This is a genomic window from Salmonella sp. SSDFZ54, assembly GCF_004010735.1.
Lineage (GTDB): Bacteria > Pseudomonadota > Gammaproteobacteria > Enterobacterales > Enterobacteriaceae > Salmonella > Salmonella enterica.
In genome coordinates this window covers 1,045,612-1,061,295 of the sequence record NZ_CP034819.1, presented here as the reverse complement: position 1 = coordinate 1,061,295, position 15,684 = coordinate 1,045,612, and the positions used below count along the sequence as shown (strand labels likewise).

Below are 15,684 nucleotides of genomic sequence, written 5' to 3'. Positions count from 1 at the left end.
GACTTCTCCTATCCCCTGGGAACACATCAATCTCACCGGAGAATATCGCTGGCCAAAGCCTTAGCGTAGGATTCCGCCCCTTCCCGCAAACGACCCCTGGAAGCCCCGTAGCGACGCGGAGAGGGGCGAGACAAGCCAAGGGCGCAGGCTCGATGCGCAGCACGACATAGCCGGTTCTCGCAAGGACGAGAATTTCCCTGCGGTGCCCCTCAAGTGTCAATGAAAGTTTCCAACGCGAGCCATTCGCGAGAGCCTTGAGTCCACGCTAGATCTATCTCATCTGCGCAAGGCAGAACGTGAAGACGGCCGCCCTGGACCTCGCCCGCGAGCGCCAGGCGCACGAGGCCGGCGCGCGGACCCGCGCCACGGCCCACGAGCGGACGCCGCAGCAGGAGCGCCAGAAGGCCGCCAGAGAGGCCGAGCGCGGCCGTGAGGCTTGGACGCTAGGGCAGGGCATGAAAAAGCCCGTAGCGGGCTGCTACGGGCGTCTGACGCGGTGGAAAGGGGGAGGGGATGTTGTCTACATGGCTCTGCTGTAGTGAGTGGGTTGCGCTCCGGCAGCGGTCCTGATCAATCGTCACCCTTTCTCGGTCCTTCAACGTTCCTGACAACGAGCCTCCTTTTCGCCAATCCATCGACAATCACCGCGAGTCCCTGCTCGAACGCTGCGTCCGGACCGGCTTCGTCGAAGGCGTCTATCGCGGCCCGCAACAGCGGCGAGAGCGGAGCCTGTTCAACGGTGCCGCCGCGCTCGCCGGCATCGCTGTCGCCGGCCTGCTCCTCAAGCACGGCCCCAACAGTGAAGTAGCTGATTGTCATCAGCGCATTGACGGCGTCCCCGGCCGAAAAACCCGCCTCGCAGAGGAAGCGAAGCTGCGCGTCGGCCGTTTCCATCTGCGGTGCGCCCGGTCGCGTGCCGGCATGGATGCGCGCGCCATCGCGGTAGGCGAGCAGCGCCTGCCTGAAGCTGCGGGCATTCCCGATCAGAAATGAGCGCCAGTCGTCGTCGGCTCTCGGCACCGAATGCGTATGATTCTCCGCCAGCATGGCTTCGGCCAGTGCGTCGAGCAGCGCCCGCTTGTTCCTGAAGTGCCAGTAAAGCGCCGGCTGCTGAACCCCCAACCGTTCCGCCAGTTTGCGTGTCGTCAGACCGTCTACGCCGACCTCGTTCAACAGGTCCAGGGCGGCACGGATCACTGTATTCGGCTGCAACTTTGTCATGCTTGACACTTTATCACTGATAAACATAATATGTCCACCAACTTATCAGTGATAAAGAATCCGCGCGTTCAATCGGACCAGCGGAGGCTGGTCCGGAGGCCAGACGTGAAACCCAACAGACCCCTGATCGTAATTCTGAGCACTGTCGCGCTCGACGCTGTCGGCATCGGCCTGATTATGCCGGTGCTGCCGGGCCTCCTGCGCGATCTGGTTCACTCGAACGACGTCACCGCCCACTATGGCATTCTGCTGGCGCTGTATGCGTTGATGCAATTTGCCTGCGCACCTGTGCTGGGCGCGCTGTCGGATCGTTTCGGGCGGCGGCCGGTCTTGCTCGTCTCGCTGGCCGGCGCTGCTGTCGACTACGCCATCATGGCGACGGCGCCTTTCCTTTGGGTTCTCTATATCGGGCGGATCGTGGCCGGCATCACCGGGGCGACTGGGGCGGTAGCCGGCGCTTATATTGCCGATATCACTGATGGCGATGAGCGCGCGCGGCACTTCGGCTTCATGAGCGCCTGTTTCGGGTTCGGGATGGTCGCGGGACCTGTGCTCGGTGGGCTGATGGGCGGTTTCTCCCCCCACGCTCCGTTCTTCGCCGCGGCAGCCTTGAACGGCCTCAATTTCCTGACGGGCTGTTTCCTTTTGCCGGAGTCGCACAAAGGCGAACGCCGGCCGTTACGCCGGGAGGCTCTCAACCCGCTCGCTTCGTTCCGGTGGGCCCGGGGCATGACCGTCGTCGCCGCCCTGATGGCGGTCTTCTTCATCATGCAACTTGTCGGACAGGTGCCGGCCGCGCTTTGGGTCATTTTCGGCGAGGATCGCTTTCACTGGGACGCGACCACGATCGGCATTTCGCTTGCCGCATTTGGCATTCTGCATTCACTCGCCCAGGCAATGATCACCGGCCCTGTAGCCGCCCGGCTCGGCGAAAGGCGGGCACTCATGCTCGGAATGATTGCCGACGGCACAGGCTACATCCTGCTTGCCTTCGCGACACGGGGATGGATGGCGTTCCCGATCATGGTCCTGCTTGCTTCGGGTGGCATCGGAATGCCGGCGCTGCAAGCAATGTTGTCCAGGCAGGTGGATGAGGAACGTCAGGGGCAGCTGCAAGGCTCACTGGCGGCGCTCACCAGCCTGACCTCGATCGTCGGACCCCTCCTCTTCACGGCGATCTATGCGGCTTCTATAACAACGTGGAACGGGTGGGCATGGATTGCAGGCGCTGCCCTCTACTTGCTCTGCCTGCCGGCGCTGCGTCGCGGGCTTTGGAGAAATTCTTCAAATTCCCGTTGCACATAGCCCGGCAATTCCTTTCCCTGCTCTGCCATAAGCGCAGCGAATGCCGGGTAATACTCGTCAACGATCTGATAGAGAAGGGTTTGCTCGGGTCGGTGGCTCTGGTAACGACCAGTATCCCGATCCCGGCTGGCCGTCCTGGCCGCCACATGAGGCATGTTCCGCGTCCTTGCAATACTGTGTTTACATACAGTCTATCGCTTAGCGGAAAGTTCTTTTACCCTCAGCCGAAATGCCTGCCGTTGCTAGACATTGCCAGCCAGTGCCCGTCACTCCGCGGTCTTCACTGCGTGATCGAGTTGATCGACACCCGCCGTGACACGCTCCATGAAGTGCCTGCCTGCGTCTGTTAGCCGAACGCCCCGCGCATGGCGCTCAAATAGCAGGACACCAAGGTTATCCTCCAGCGCTTTCACACGCGCGCTGACGCTCGACTGGCTGATACCAAGTGCCTTGGCCGCATGCCGAAAATTCAGATGCTCGGCGACGGCGATGAACTGAACAAGGGAAATGAGCGGTATCCTGCCAGACAGGATACCGACATTCACGAGGTTTCGATGGTTAGTGCGCCGCATCGGAGCGGGCCTGCTACCAGTCGTCGGTTAGACGACTGGCGACTTCTCGGTGGCAGCCCCACGGAGCCGAAGGAGCACCAGCCCCAACGAAACCAGTACCGCCATCGCCGTGGCGTAACAGATCACGGGCCACGCTGTGTCACCGTTTAAAAGTGCCACCGCCAATGTCCCGACAATGCTGACTATCAGGCTTTGAACGCAGAAGTAGAACGCGACCGCTGATCCCGCGATGTCGTCGAACTCTGCCAAAGCGCCGTTCGCGGTAACGGACACCGTGAAGACAATACCGACCGCGACAACCCACATCGGTAGGATGAAGGTGAGGAATGACGGCGAGCCGTAAAGTTCGCCGATCCCCAACAGGACCGCTCCGCAAACAAGCAACGCCATCCCACGCGCCACGCATCCTGCGATGCCCCATCTGGCGACAAAGGACTTCGCGAAACGGGTTGTCACGATCATTACAAGCGCGACAGTGGCGAAGGCAAAGCTGAATCCGATCTCGGAATATTCCGCTTGGCCTATGAGCACACGGGGAGCCGTCGAGAAGAAGACGAAGTAGGTGCCCATACCGGCGCTAAAGCCGACAGTGTAAACCCAAAAAGCCGGACTCGCGAAGATCGGCAAGACAGATCGGCGCGTCTTGACTTGATCCAGAGGGCGGGTTTCGTGCCACCTGAAACCCGCATTTAGGAGTGCGAGCATCGCCAGTATAGCCAAAGTAATGAATATCGCCTGCCATCCCAAGAACTCGCCGATCAATGTTCCGGCGATAGGGCCGAGCGCAGGCACGAACGCCAGCATCGAACTGAAAAGGCCGTAGATGACGACACCCTCAGGACGGTTGGCATAAACGTCGCGAACCGTCGCGAACGTCGCCACCAGCATGGCCGACGCGCCCACTGCTTGAAGTAGACGGAAAGCGACAAAGGCCGGTGCAGTTGAAGACCAAGCTGCTCCCAGAGACGCAATGACGAAAGCCGTTGCGCCCGCAAGTAGAATTGGCCGTCGCCCGATTCTGTCTGAGAGCGGACCAAAAATCACCTGGCCCACGCCGAGCATCACCATATAGAGGCTCAACGTGAGTTGGATCATAGCGGGCGTCGTGTTCAGGATGCCGGGCATCGCTGGAACGACAGGGAGATAAATATCCATCGCCAGTGAAGCGAGGATGTCGAAAGGAGCCATCAGCAGCAGTGCTGCCGGCAGCGTATAGGCCCACGCGGGGCGTGTGGTGGTCATGACGAATCAACCCTCGATTAAGGAATACCGGGCGACGTCTGCTCGTCAGCAATCAGATGAGACTAGCCTTACAGAGCGCCGCAACAACAATACTGGTTGTTGCGGCTTACTTGTCTGCTGACTTGGAATTTCCCATCTGATTACTCCACGCTTACGAATATGAATTGCTACATTTTATCCGATTATCTTTTGCTTCGCAATGCGGCATGGGCGCACTCAGCGTTCCAGCCCCCTCTGCCGCCCTAACTGCCACGACACCGACCCGCCCTGCACGATGCCCATAACCTCGCGGCCGAGTTGGCGGTCGATGATCGGCCGCCACGGGACAAGGGTGAACTCATGGGATTTCTCGACCACGGCGAACTTGCCGCTCGATAGATGCACGGTTCCGGTAAACTTGCCGCTGACGCTCTCGCCGTCCGTGGCGGCGCGGAACGGCAGGCCCTTACTCAAAGCCATATCCGATCCGACGCCGGCTACCTCGCGCTCCCGCAGGATGGCGAGAAGGTTGCGCCGGTAGAAGACGCGGCTGTCCCGGCTGCGGGTGGCGTCGCCCTGTTCGATATGGTGCTCGCGGCGCTGGTCCATGGCTTCGCGGACTTGTTGCCCGAAGCCGGTTGGCGCAAGGTCGGCCGTCTCGCCGTGGATCAGCCGCCGGTCCAGCCAGGTCGCGCCGTCCGATCCGATCTGTTTGTTCAGATCGACCGGGGAAAGGACGCGAACGCTGGCCTGACTGTCTCGGCCGGCGTCATGGGCGGCGGCACGGCTGACCAGATCATTGGGGATGCGCCATTGGTCGGCGTCGATCCGCTCGACGATACCGGCCCGGCGTAGCGCCTCCAGCCGGCGCACATGGGCATCGACATAGCCCTCATAGTCGCCGCCTGGAACGCGGCACGTATAGGAAGAATAAACGCCCTTTTCACCCAAGTCCAACAGCTTTGGACCGCAGTTGACTCTTTCGACACCCCTGCGATGCAACCCAATCCGGCTGACGGGGAGCCAGCAACGCTGAAAATTTACCCTCCTCTTTCCCACTAGCGGCTCCTTTTCCGACAACCAGCACGGCGGATCCCTGCCGCGGCGCTGTGAACGCAGCATTTTGATTGGTATCGTTGGCCTTCAGGCTCGTCAGTCAAACAGACCCAGGAGCAGCTCAGCCGGTGGCGCCCGGCTTTCGGGTAACGCCCTGGTCCCGCTGGTTTCGGCTTTGTGCTTCAGGTGATCAAGGATCTGCTTGATCACTATAGGGTCTTCAATGCAGGCGATGACTTTCATGGCGCCGCCGCAGCCGCTGCAGGTCTCGATGTCGATATTGAAAACACGCTTGAGCCGTTGCGCCCATGTCATCGACGCTCGCCGTTGTGCTGGTGTTGCCGGTTCATCAGCCACCCTGACCTTGTTGCCCCTGCCCCGTTTTGCCGGCGTGACCAACGCCCGGTGCCGACTGTTGGGTGCGAACACCCCGTGGAAGCGGGTTAGGTTGACTCTGGGCTTCGGTACCAGGGCGGCCAGCCTTGCAATGAAATCCAATGGTTCGAAAATGACGTGCGTGGTGCCGTCCCGGTACGGCGTCTTGAGCTGGTAGCGCACGTTGCCGCCTCGTGTTAACGACAGCCGCTTCTCGGATACCGCCGGGCGGCTGATGTACCGGCACAGCCGTTCGAGCTTCTTGCGTTCATCGGCCCTGGCCGCCACGCCGGCGTGCAGGCTGGACCCGGCTACCTTGCCAATCCCGTCACCGAACGGATCACCACTGGTCGGCAGAGTTTGCAAAGTGAACAACTCTGCCCCGCCTGCTTCTCTCCTTTCAGAAGCCAGTATGTTGCCATGCCCCGTCTTAATGGTGAGCGCTGAACCATACCTGCTTTTTCCAGTAATAACAGGTAATAGCGGGCCTGGTAATCCGTTACCGCCAGCGCCTCCGCAATTTCTGCCGTTTTCCCTCCATCATGCCTGTTCAGAAATTCCAGTATTTCATTCTTCATATATTCACTCATCTCACTGTAACAAAGTTTCTTCGAATAATAAAAATCATGCTTTCTGTTATCAACGGAAAGGTATTTTTATTCTCTGTGTTTGCTGTGTTTGCTGTGTTTGCTTTATTTGTGCAATTTAGTGAATTTGCTTTTTATTTGCTTTATTTGATATGTATCACATTTTGCGTTTTATTTTTCTGTGAAAAGAAAGTCCGTAAAAATGCATTTAGACGATCTTTTATGCTGTAAATTCAATTTACTATGATGTTTTTATCTGAGCGCATTCTTATTATTAGTGTTTTATTCTAGTTTAATTTTATTTTGTGGGTTAAAAGATCGTTTAAATCAATATTTACAACATAAAAAACTAAATTTAACTTATTGCGTGAAGAGTATTTCCGGGCCGGAAGCATATATCCAGGGGCCCGACAGAAGGGGGAAACATGGCGCATCATGAAGTCATCAGTCGGTCAGGAAATGCGTTTTTGCTGAATATACGCGAGAGCGTACTGTTGCCCGGCTCTATGTCTGAAATGCATTTTTTTTTACTGATAGGTATTTCTTCTATTCACAGTGACAGGGTCATTCTGGCTATGAAGGACTATCTGGTAGGTGGGCACTCCCGTAAGGAGGTCTGCGAGAAATACCAGATGAATAATGGGTATTTCAGTACAACACTTGGGAGACTTATACGGCTGAATGCTCTTGCAGCAAGGCTTGCACCTTATTATACAGATGAGTCGTCGGCATTTGACTGAATGATGGCATTCCGGAGTTATCTTACAGATAAAAAGAAGTCCTTATCAGAAAGCAGACAGGTTATATCAGTATTCTGTCGATAAATAACCTGCCCTGAAAATACGAGAATATTATTTGTATTGATCTGGTTATTAAAGGTAATCGGGTCATTTTAAATTGCCAGATATCTCTGGTGTGTTCAGTAATGAAAAAGAGGTTGTTATTTATGATTAAGTCGGTTATTGCCGGTGCGGTAGCTATGGCAGTGGTGTCTTTTGGTGTAAATGCTGCTCCAACTATTCCACAGGGGCAGGGTAAAGTAACTTTTAACGGAACTGTTGTTGATGCTCCATGCAGCATTTCTCAGAAATCAGCTGATCAGTCTATTGATTTTGGACAGCTTTCAAAAAGCTTCCTTGAGGCAGGAGGTACATCCAAGCCAATGGATTTAGATATTGAGTTAGTAAATTGCGATATTACAGCTTTTAAACAAGGTCAAGCACTGATGAATCCCCTAATGATTTTTATCAAAATCATTAGGGGATTCATCAGGACTCAGTATAAATCCAAGACAAAATCCCCCCGTGAATGCATTTAATAAAGACTTTAATGTTCTGTTAAAGGTGCGGATATAAAATGCATAAATAAAAGAAAGAGATCCGGTGATTATACCGGTGCAAAAATATGTTGTCCATTCAGGTACCGTATTTTGTAAAACAGTATAATGAGATATAGCGGATGCCCACAACATATACCAGCACAAACCACCTGTAATAAGATATGTTATTGCTGTGGAAAACCATTTCCTGTATTTATTTTCAGGGTAATTGTTCTTGCCCATCAACGCATTTCCAGAATATTTAAAATAACCTGTCACCGAAACGGAATAAAGGCGCAATAACCATAACGGGAAAATATGCGCCTCTGGTAATCGGCAGTGTTACTTCAGACAGTGAGTTTCCCATTCCTTGACTGCAAATGTATCCATCATACCTGAAATATAGTCAACCACTGCTCGTTTTTTGCTGATTTCAAATATACAGGAATCTGGTTGGGGTAAGGTGAATTTAAGTTCAGGAGGCAGAAATTTATAATTCTCTCCTTCATTGTAAAAGTCATATAAATCCCTGATTATTTTATTTCCCCTGAACTCATAGGTGAGGATATTACGTTTTCGCATGATGACTTTAAAGAGAAGTTTTTTGAGTCCTTCGGATAACGCATTCAGTTTCCCGAACCCCAGTTCCTGAAAACCATTCAGGTTCGTTACTACAGAAATATCTGCAACGAGGCGATTGACAATATTTGAAGTTAACTCCTTGCGGAATATGATGGCAAATTCTTCTGAGGTTTTCAGTAAGTTAGCCTGAAAAGCGGTGTTTCTCGACTGAGTAACGATTTCCCTGAACTGTTCCCTCGCTCCCCGGAATTCGTCAGAAATCTGAAACTCATATTCAATATCTTCAATCGTGACCATGTTCCTGCTAAGGGCATCTTCCAGGTCATGCGCGGCGTAGGCAATCTCATCCGCGAGATCCATTATCTGCGCATCAATCGTTTTCTCTCCGGGATTCAGATCGAGCTGATTTTCAGCAAGCAGGTTAATGTAAAAATAGTAATCATCATCATAAATGAACTTGCCGGCAGTAGCTGCAGCGCGGGGGATGGGATACTTAACAACCGAAAGTAAACTACGGTGAGTCAGATTTAATCCGTTGCAGTATGAAAATTTCTTCTCCAGTTTTCTCAGGATACGTAGCGCCTGTGCATTACCTTCATAGCCGCCGATTTCTTCAGACAGTTCATTAAGCAGTTTTTCACCGGAATGACCGAAAGGAGGATTTCCGATGTCATGCGCCAGCGCTGCCAGTTCAACCACCACCGGGTTAATCAGTTTGAGGTCTGACGCGATACTTCGGGCGATCTGAGCAACCTCAAGACTGTGCGTTAATCTGTTTCTGTTGAATTTTTCAGGATCAATTTCAAAAAGTTGCATCTTTCCCTGCAGCCTGCGAAATGATGATGAATACAGAATACGCGCGTAATCCCGTTGATAATTATCCCGGCTTCTTGTTTCACCATCGGGGGACGGGTGCTCTCTGGTATCAGCAAGCGCACTGATAAGTTTTTGTTCCTGCTCTTGCGCAAATTCTTTTAATTCATTGCAGTACATATTTCTTCCTTTCTGGAGCATGTTACCAAATCAGAATACCGGATGAACAAAACTGGTGGCTACATCCTGTAGGGATTATGTATTAGTAAGCTCTGGCCATTAGTGCCATTTCAGGTTATGTGATCCTACCCACGTAATATGGACACAGGCCTAAGCGAGGTTCTTGTTTTCAAATTGTTCCGGACTGAGGCCGCCACACCAACTGTGCCGCCGCCACCGATTGTAATCACATTCGATATAATTAAACACCGTTGCCCGCATTATTTCCCGGCTGATAAAGTGTTCTCCATGGATACATTCCACTTTCAGCGAATGAAAGAAGCTTTCCACGCAGGCATTATCGTAGCAGCAACCTTTTGCGCTCATACTTCCACGCAGATTATGCCGCTTCAGTTGCGCCTGATAATCTGCTGAACAGTACTGGCCTCCACGGTCCGTGTGAACGATAACGTTCCGGGGCCTCTTACGCCGCCACAGCGCCATCTGCAGGGCATCGCAGGCCAGTTGCGCCGTCATGCGTGGCGACATTGACCAGCCAATAACGGCACGTGACCACAGGTCAATGACCACTGCCAGATACAGCCAGCCTTCATCTGTACGTAAGTACGTGATGTCTCCTGCCCACTTCTGGTTCGGGCCACTGGCGTAAAAATCCTGCTCCAACAGATTTTCTGACACAGGCAGGCCGTGTGCGCGGTAGCTGACCGGGCTGAACTTCCGGGAGGCCTTTGCCCTCAGTCCCTGACGGCGCAGGCTTGCCGCCACGGTTTTTACGTTAAAGGGGTAACCCTGAGCACGCAGTTCATCCGTCAGGCGTGGGGCACCGTAACGCTGTTTTGACCGGGTAAAAGCCGCGAGGACAACGCTGTCGCAGTGTTGGCGGAACTGCTGACGCGTGCTTATCCTTGTCCGCCGCTGACACCACGTATACCAGCCGCTGCGGGCCACCCGGAGCACGCGGCACATTGCTTTGATGCTGAACTCAGCCTGATGTTTTTCAATAAAGACATACTTCATTTCAGACGATTCGCAAAGTATGTCGCGGCCTTTTGGAGGATAGCCAGTTCCTCTGCCTGCTCCGCCAGTTGCCGCTTCAGGCAGGCATTTTCAGCGGCCAGTTCACTTTCACGCTCTGACGAACTCATTTGTTGCTGCAGTTTGCTGCGCCACGCATAGAGCTGTGATTCATACAGGCTGAGTTCACGGGCTGCGGCAGCAACACCGATGCGTTCAGCAAGTTTCAGGGCTTCACTGAGAAATTCAGGCGAATGCTGTTTACGGGGTTTTTACTGGTTGATACTGTTTTTGTCATGTGAGTCACCTCTGACTGAGAGTTTACTCACTTAGCCGCGTGTCCACTATTGCTGGGTAAGATCAAGTCTTACTTACCCTGTGAACCATGTTGATATTGATACTATATTGACTATATGCCATACAGGTGGTAATGATTAGTTACTACCATACAGGAAAAGGTAGAAAATGACTCTTTTGGTAACGGCTGAGTGTGTTGACGATCTGATAAACGATGTTCATCAAGCTATCCTAGCGGATGGACTCAGTAACGATCCTACAAAAGGATCAACTCTAGAGATTCTTGGTGCCTATCTTGTCCTTACCGACCCCCGCCGAAGAATAAGTAGAACAGAATCCCGAGGAAAACTAATTAGTTGCTTAGGTGAATTTCTGTGGTATCTCTCAGCTCAGAACGATCTTGAGTTTATAAAACACTTCATACCACGTTACGCTGAATCCGCTGAGTCAGATGGGAAAATACATGGTGGTTACGGGCCACGGTTGTTTAATATGCGTGGTTTATATAATCAGCTAAAAAATGTTATCAACCTTTTGCAGGAGAAAAAACCTACCAGACGTGCAGTAATACAGCTTTTCGATGCCTCAGACTTGGTGCCCTCAAAAACTGAACAGCGAGAATACGTAGATATTCCTTGTACAATATCTATGCAGTTTATTGTCAGATGTGAAGAGCTGCATCTATTTGTTTGTATGCGTTCTAACGATGCCTTTATGGGGCTGCCTCATGATGTATTTGCGTTCACGATGCTACAGGAATTAGTTGCCCGCTTGATAGGATGCGAATTGGGTCACTATCATCACTTTGTATCCAGCCTACATCTCTATAAAAATGATTTAGAAAAAGTGAAGGCTCTTCAGAAAGAGGGGTTCATGAGCACCCTACCAGTCATGGGATCGATGCCTGAAATGCATTCCTTAGATGATATCTTACCCCTGCTTGAGGCAGAAAAAGCTCTTCGAGAGAATAAGGAATTTGATATTGACACTACTTCCTTGAATGACTACTGGAAGGATTTATTGCGTATATTAAAAATCCACTTTTTGTTACGTTCACATACACCCAACCACAAAGGACTAGCCTTCCAAGAGTTGGCTGCAATGAAAAATCAGGAATATCGGTTTATTTTTGAAGGAAGACTACAATGAAAAGACATAATCAAATCAGTCAGCTGGTTAGTAATTTGCAAAATTTTAGCCGCAATGAACACAACCTAAATGGCCTAAGTTCTCCTGCCTGCTTTGATGTTTTAGCCTGTCAGATTATCGACAGTATACGTCGTATACGCTATGTGGAAACTCTTGCATTACGGACCGATTATATGACTCCGTTACGAAAAGAGCCGAATTCTGATGTTTTTGATCCTCTCCGCGCTGCCTGCCTTTATCTTCGTGACAACAATTACGATGAAGCCTGCTGGCTGGTTTTCCTTGCCACACATTTCGGCAAGAGTAACAAAACCGGCTGGATTTTGTGTCGAGATATATACAGTGGACTCGGTACACAAACGTGGACATGGGATACGATAACTGATGACTTTGCTGCTTTTGAACAATGGTTCGCCAGCGTCTCTGATGAGTTGACAGCTAACAGTAGCCTAAGACAATATGGTAACCATCGGAAATATGAAACGAAGAAATATCACTCTCGTCGTTCAATACCTGCGGTTTTTCGCTCTTACATCGGATTCATTGGTGCTACACACAGTCATGAGGCTAGGTTTGCAGAGGCCAAGAGCTTTTCATCTTCACCAGAATCTTTATTCGAACTATTGTATTCAGGGCTAAATGCCGTGATCTCATTTGGACGAACCGCAAAATTTGATTACCTAACTATGCTCAAGAAAACGGGACTTCTGGATGTAGAGCCGGGTCATGCTTTTCTGAATGGAGCAACCGGGCCCCTTCAAGGAAGCCGGCTACTTTTCAGCAATAGCCGGACTGCTGGTGACACAATAGACGTATTGAATGAAAAACTAGCTGACCTTGCGGCAATTATTCCTGCACCCTACTTGAGAATGCAGGTTATTGAAGATGCGTTGTGCAACTGGCAGAAATCACCTGACCGTTATGTCTATTTCGGCGGCTGATATCAGACGATATCTTCTTTACGGAATCTCACTTTAAACCGATTAAGGTGAGAAAAAGGTATATTACCTTCATGCTGCAAATATCCCAGTACGATCCCTTTGGATACCCCCATTTTCCTAGCTAACCGGATGATCTCTTTCCAATGCCGGACACCATAGCGACTAAGTTGCTGCCGGTATTCTTCTGGGATAAGAACATCAACGGCAAATTTATCTGCTTCCTTTTCCTCTTCCGACGAAAGACTATCTTTACCTTCTACGCGAACTCGGACAGCTTCATGCAAGATGAGATGCCCAATCTCATGAAACAGCGTAAACCAAAAATGGTCATCGGTCAGATAACGGAAACTCATGACTAGGGTTGCGCGATCTGGTGTAAAAAAGCAGGTAGCACCACTTGCCCGACATCCCTTTGGCGTTGGCAACACAACGAGAGAAACTCCAGCAGTGGCGAGAAGGTCGCGAATGTAAGGGATAAAAATCCTCATGTCGGGTTCATTTGTAGCTTTGCGCAGTTCTGGCAACAATGCTATCAGCCCCTCTTTATCCCATACAGCACAGTTTTGGTTTGAGGTAAGTTGTGCAGCCCTAGTCAGCCACACCAAATCGGCCATAGGCTCGGTTGCCAGATTAAGAGATTTACGAAAAGCGACCAAAGGAGCATCTGACTGAATTTTATAAAAAAAATCATTGACGGAATTTATTCCGAAAAACGATAGGCAGTGCTGGAATTTACTTTCCCGAGTTGTAGTTTTGGGGATCCAACCAAACTCCATCATATCACGTACAGGCAATGATTCGAGCCAATCATTATTCACTTTCTCGAGGTATCCAATTTGCTGGCGATAAGCGACTTCGCGCTTGATCCAGAAGTCTGTCGATACGTTGAATAACTCCTCAAGCTTACAAGCCAGAGACTCATTGAGTCGGATTTTTCCTTCAAGAAGTTGCTGACCCCGGATAAGAGACAATCCAATCCTCTTACTCAGTTCTTCACCAGAAAGCCCATGTTCATCCATTAGATCTATAATTGTATCACCGGGTGGAGATACCCAGTCAGGCTGGAAGTCCTGCGTAACTATCATTTCACGTCACCTATGAACACTAACCGTATCCGGCTAACTCGGGACCAGTTAATTGTATTATCTTGATTTTTGGGCTGAACTGTATTCCCACAGACAAATCCCATTTTTACATCACCGAGAATGGTAATTGTAATACACTCTTCCCCATCCTCAAAGCAGACCTCCGGCGAACCTACGGGCAACAGTAATATGTTGTCTGTCACGGAAAGATCGGAAAGTCGCGAGCGTAGTCTTGATGCCACTTTGTCACCAAAGATCTCATTTGCCTCATGCATACTCTCGCAAATAGTCCTTAACTTCTTGCTTTGAAAGGTAATGAACAAAATTATCCACTTTTATTTTTCTTGGTTGCTACGTTTATAGCAAACTCAACGCTCATTCACAAAATGAGATGTAGCGAATTAATGGACTCTGCACATATTAAATGTTAATGATGGACTTAAAATCACGGATTCGTAAGGGAAACATGAAAGGTAAACATCAAGACACTAAAGCCCTGTCTGACGTGCTAGCGGAAATGCAACGGCAGGATGCCAAATGGGGGGCAGACCGTAATCAAGATCCTTTTATCTGGGGAGCGATTCTCGGAGAAGAGGTGGGAGAATTTCATCAGGCTGTCCTCCATGATCGTTTTGGTGGTAAAGCAGCCGGTACCAGTAGGGAGGAAGCAGTACAAATTGCTGCTGTTGCACTGCAAATCATCGAATATTATGATCGCGTAATAGATCGATAAATTAGAATTAATCAACTAAGAGTCTTTTACACGCGAAGATGAACTCTGGCAGCCATCTACCTTCGTGGGCCTGTAGAACACATCTAATTGCAATACTCCCAGTTAATCACTAACCAGCCTCTCCAGTAAGGCTGGTCGATTAGGTTTAATTAAACAGATATAACAAGCAATTCACTTGGTATTACGCGGTTCACACAGACTTCTTTAGTTGTGTCATATCCTATAACTTTCAGAGGCTTATTTACGGTATTATCACGAACGGTGCAAAAGTGGCTCTTCCGCAACCTAGGTGGAGATTTTCATGCCAGTGGACTCATTACCCTCTGCCTAAGTAGTTCAAATCCGGCTCGACCATACATCAGATGTTTCAGCATCTTCAGGCGATTTACATGACCTTCGACAACACCGTTACTCCAGCGGCTGCTGGTTGCCTCACATATAGCCGCAGCATCAGCTTCCATCCCCGCAGCCACGCGCCGAAGTTCTGCTGAACCGTTTTCGTGGACTCGAGTGAACCAACTGCTTAGATTTGATTTATTTGGGGTTTTCAGAATACGGTAGAACTCAAGTACTAGTTGCTGCGCTATTTTCAGCGCCGGTTCTTTTTCACACATCAGACTAATAAATCGGGAAGCATAATTTTCTTCACCCCTGATTATTATCCAGGGCATCAACCAGCGGCTTACCCGGGACACTGAAGGAAGTCTGGCGGCAGTAGTAACTGGTGGGTTCCAGCCTTTACGCCATTTGGCAACAGCATCCCTGACGATGGTTTCACTGCCTGTAACCCCCGGGCCACCATTTCCCGCCATATCCAGTCGCTGGTGTGCTGAATTGGTCATGTATGAAGGAAGATATCAATGGTGGTATCTCCCTTTCAAAAGGAAGTGAAAAGCTTGATGCCTGCTGCCAGGCAATCAATATTACGTGCTTTTAACGACTATCCTAAATGGTGGTAGCTATGCAGAGCTCCCGGTCCTAGCGCTGGGAGCTTATCGCTTATCTTTACCGTAAGCGTAAACGGACCGCCGTATGTAGCCATTAAACCAGTATTGGTAACGTAGATACCCACCTTTTCAAAAGGGAAGTGGATAAAAGATAGCGAAAATGCGAAGAGTTGATTAATGCATTGAAACAAAATTCATTAATGATGAACTTGGAGAAAAGCTCCATCGTTTTATTGGCTCAAAAAACATATCCCATAGATGATCAGCCATACCTTCATTGGTTAGCAA

At 50.5% G+C, this 15,684-nt stretch carries 13 protein-coding genes and 5 pseudogenes; 7 read left to right on the top strand and 11 right to left on the bottom strand.

Annotated elements, in window-relative coordinates; translation table 11 throughout:
- The first annotated feature begins 296 nt into the window (after window positions 1-296).
- Window positions 297-539, top strand: coding sequence for a transposase (locus tag EOS97_RS05135; protein ID WP_000844627.1), 243 nt, complete (start codon window positions 297-299; stop codon window positions 537-539).
- A gap of 31 nt (window positions 540-570) precedes the next feature.
- On the opposite strand, the gene tetR(A) is transcribed toward EOS97_RS05135, so the two are convergent.
- A complete protein-coding gene (gene tetR(A), locus EOS97_RS05130; protein ID WP_000164043.1) occupies window positions 571-1,221 on the bottom strand; it encodes a tetracycline resistance transcriptional repressor TetR(A) in 651 nt (216 codons plus the stop codon).
- A 105-nt stretch (window positions 1,222-1,326) separates the two neighbouring features.
- Between tetR(A) and tet(A) the strand changes: the two genes are divergently transcribed.
- Entirely contained in the window at window positions 1,327-2,526 is a 1,200-nt protein-coding gene (gene tet(A), locus EOS97_RS05125; protein ID WP_000804063.1) for a tetracycline efflux MFS transporter Tet(A), read from the top strand.
- Here tet(A) and EOS97_RS05120 read toward each other — a convergent pair.
- The 6 genes and pseudogenes from EOS97_RS05120 to EOS97_RS27355 all read right to left on the bottom strand — a co-directional run.
- A pseudogene (locus EOS97_RS05120) lies at window positions 2,493-2,681 on the bottom strand (IS91 family transposase); the annotation flags it as partial. The gene tet(A) and the pseudogene EOS97_RS05120 overlap by 34 nt on opposite strands.
- Before the next feature lie 111 nt (window positions 2,682-2,792).
- Entirely contained in the window at window positions 2,793-3,098 is a 306-nt protein-coding gene (locus EOS97_RS05115; RefSeq protein WP_001255015.1) for a LysR family transcriptional regulator, read from the bottom strand.
- 27 nt (window positions 3,099-3,125) lie between these two features.
- Window positions 3,126-4,340 carry a chloramphenicol/florfenicol efflux MFS transporter FloR gene (gene floR / locus EOS97_RS05110; protein WP_023300759.1) on the bottom strand — a complete coding sequence of 405 codons (1,215 nt, stop codon included), beginning with the start codon at window positions 4,338-4,340 and terminating at the stop codon, window positions 3,126-3,128.
- Window positions 4,341-4,556: 216 nt separating this feature from the next.
- Window positions 4,557-5,441, bottom strand: coding sequence for a DUF3363 domain-containing protein (locus EOS97_RS27055; RefSeq protein ID WP_021598067.1), 885 nt, complete (start codon window positions 5,439-5,441; stop codon window positions 4,557-4,559).
- A 30-nt stretch (window positions 5,442-5,471) separates the two neighbouring features.
- Window positions 5,472-6,128, bottom strand: a pseudogene (locus EOS97_RS05100) (IS91-like element ISVsa3 family transposase); the annotation flags it as partial.
- Window positions 6,062-6,340: a FaeA/PapI family transcriptional regulator gene (locus tag EOS97_RS27355; protein ID WP_001349530.1), complete on the bottom strand. Its 279-nt coding sequence runs from the start codon at window positions 6,338-6,340 to the stop codon at window positions 6,062-6,064. The pseudogene EOS97_RS05100 and the gene EOS97_RS27355, both read right to left, overlap by 67 nt.
- Before the next feature lie 422 nt (window positions 6,341-6,762).
- Between EOS97_RS27355 and EOS97_RS05080 the strand changes: the two genes are divergently transcribed.
- Together EOS97_RS05080 and papA are read left to right on the top strand one after the other, a co-directional pair.
- Window positions 6,763-7,077, top strand: coding sequence for an adhesin biosynthesis transcription regulatory family protein (locus EOS97_RS05080; protein WP_000930062.1), 315 nt, complete (start codon window positions 6,763-6,765; stop codon window positions 7,075-7,077).
- A gap of 206 nt (window positions 7,078-7,283) precedes the next feature.
- Window positions 7,284-7,547 (top strand): annotated as a pseudogene (gene papA, locus EOS97_RS05075) (P fimbria major subunit PapA); the annotation flags it as partial.
- Between the two features lie 450 nt (window positions 7,548-7,997).
- Here papA and EOS97_RS05065 read toward each other — a convergent pair.
- Window positions 7,998-9,230, bottom strand: a complete 1,233-nt coding sequence (locus tag EOS97_RS05065; RefSeq protein ID WP_000271619.1) for a deoxyguanosinetriphosphate triphosphohydrolase family protein — start codon at window positions 9,228-9,230, stop codon at window positions 7,998-8,000.
- Window positions 9,231-9,380: 150 nt separating this feature from the next.
- Window positions 9,381-10,542, bottom strand: a pseudogene (locus EOS97_RS05060) (IS3 family transposase).
- 167 nt (window positions 10,543-10,709) lie between these two features.
- Here EOS97_RS05060 and EOS97_RS05055 point away from each other — a divergent pair.
- Both EOS97_RS05055 and EOS97_RS05050 read left to right on the top strand, forming a co-directional pair.
- Window positions 10,710-11,690: a thymidylate synthase gene (locus EOS97_RS05055; protein WP_000174035.1), complete on the top strand. Its 981-nt coding sequence runs from the start codon at window positions 10,710-10,712 to the stop codon at window positions 11,688-11,690.
- Entirely contained in the window at window positions 11,687-12,631 is a 945-nt protein-coding gene (locus EOS97_RS05050; RefSeq protein WP_000820616.1) for a hypothetical protein, read from the top strand. The genes EOS97_RS05055 and EOS97_RS05050 overlap by 4 nt, the downstream gene beginning before the upstream one ends.
- Window positions 12,632-12,633: 2 nt before the next feature.
- Here the strand turns inward: EOS97_RS05050 and EOS97_RS05045 are convergent, their stop codons facing one another.
- Complete coding sequence (locus tag EOS97_RS05045) at window positions 12,634-13,716, bottom strand: XRE family transcriptional regulator (RefSeq protein ID WP_000637419.1); 1,083 nt, start codon at window positions 13,714-13,716, stop codon at window positions 12,634-12,636.
- A gap of 466 nt (window positions 13,717-14,182) precedes the next feature.
- On the opposite strand from EOS97_RS05045, the gene EOS97_RS05035 reads away from it, so the two are divergent.
- Window positions 14,183-14,449, top strand: coding sequence for a MazG-like family protein (locus EOS97_RS05035; protein WP_032153698.1), 267 nt, complete (start codon window positions 14,183-14,185; stop codon window positions 14,447-14,449).
- Between the two features lie 299 nt (window positions 14,450-14,748).
- Here EOS97_RS05035 and EOS97_RS05030 read toward each other — a convergent pair.
- Window positions 14,749-15,263: pseudogene (locus EOS97_RS05030) on the bottom strand (transposase); the annotation flags it as partial.
- Window positions 15,264-15,684 lie beyond the last annotated feature (421 nt).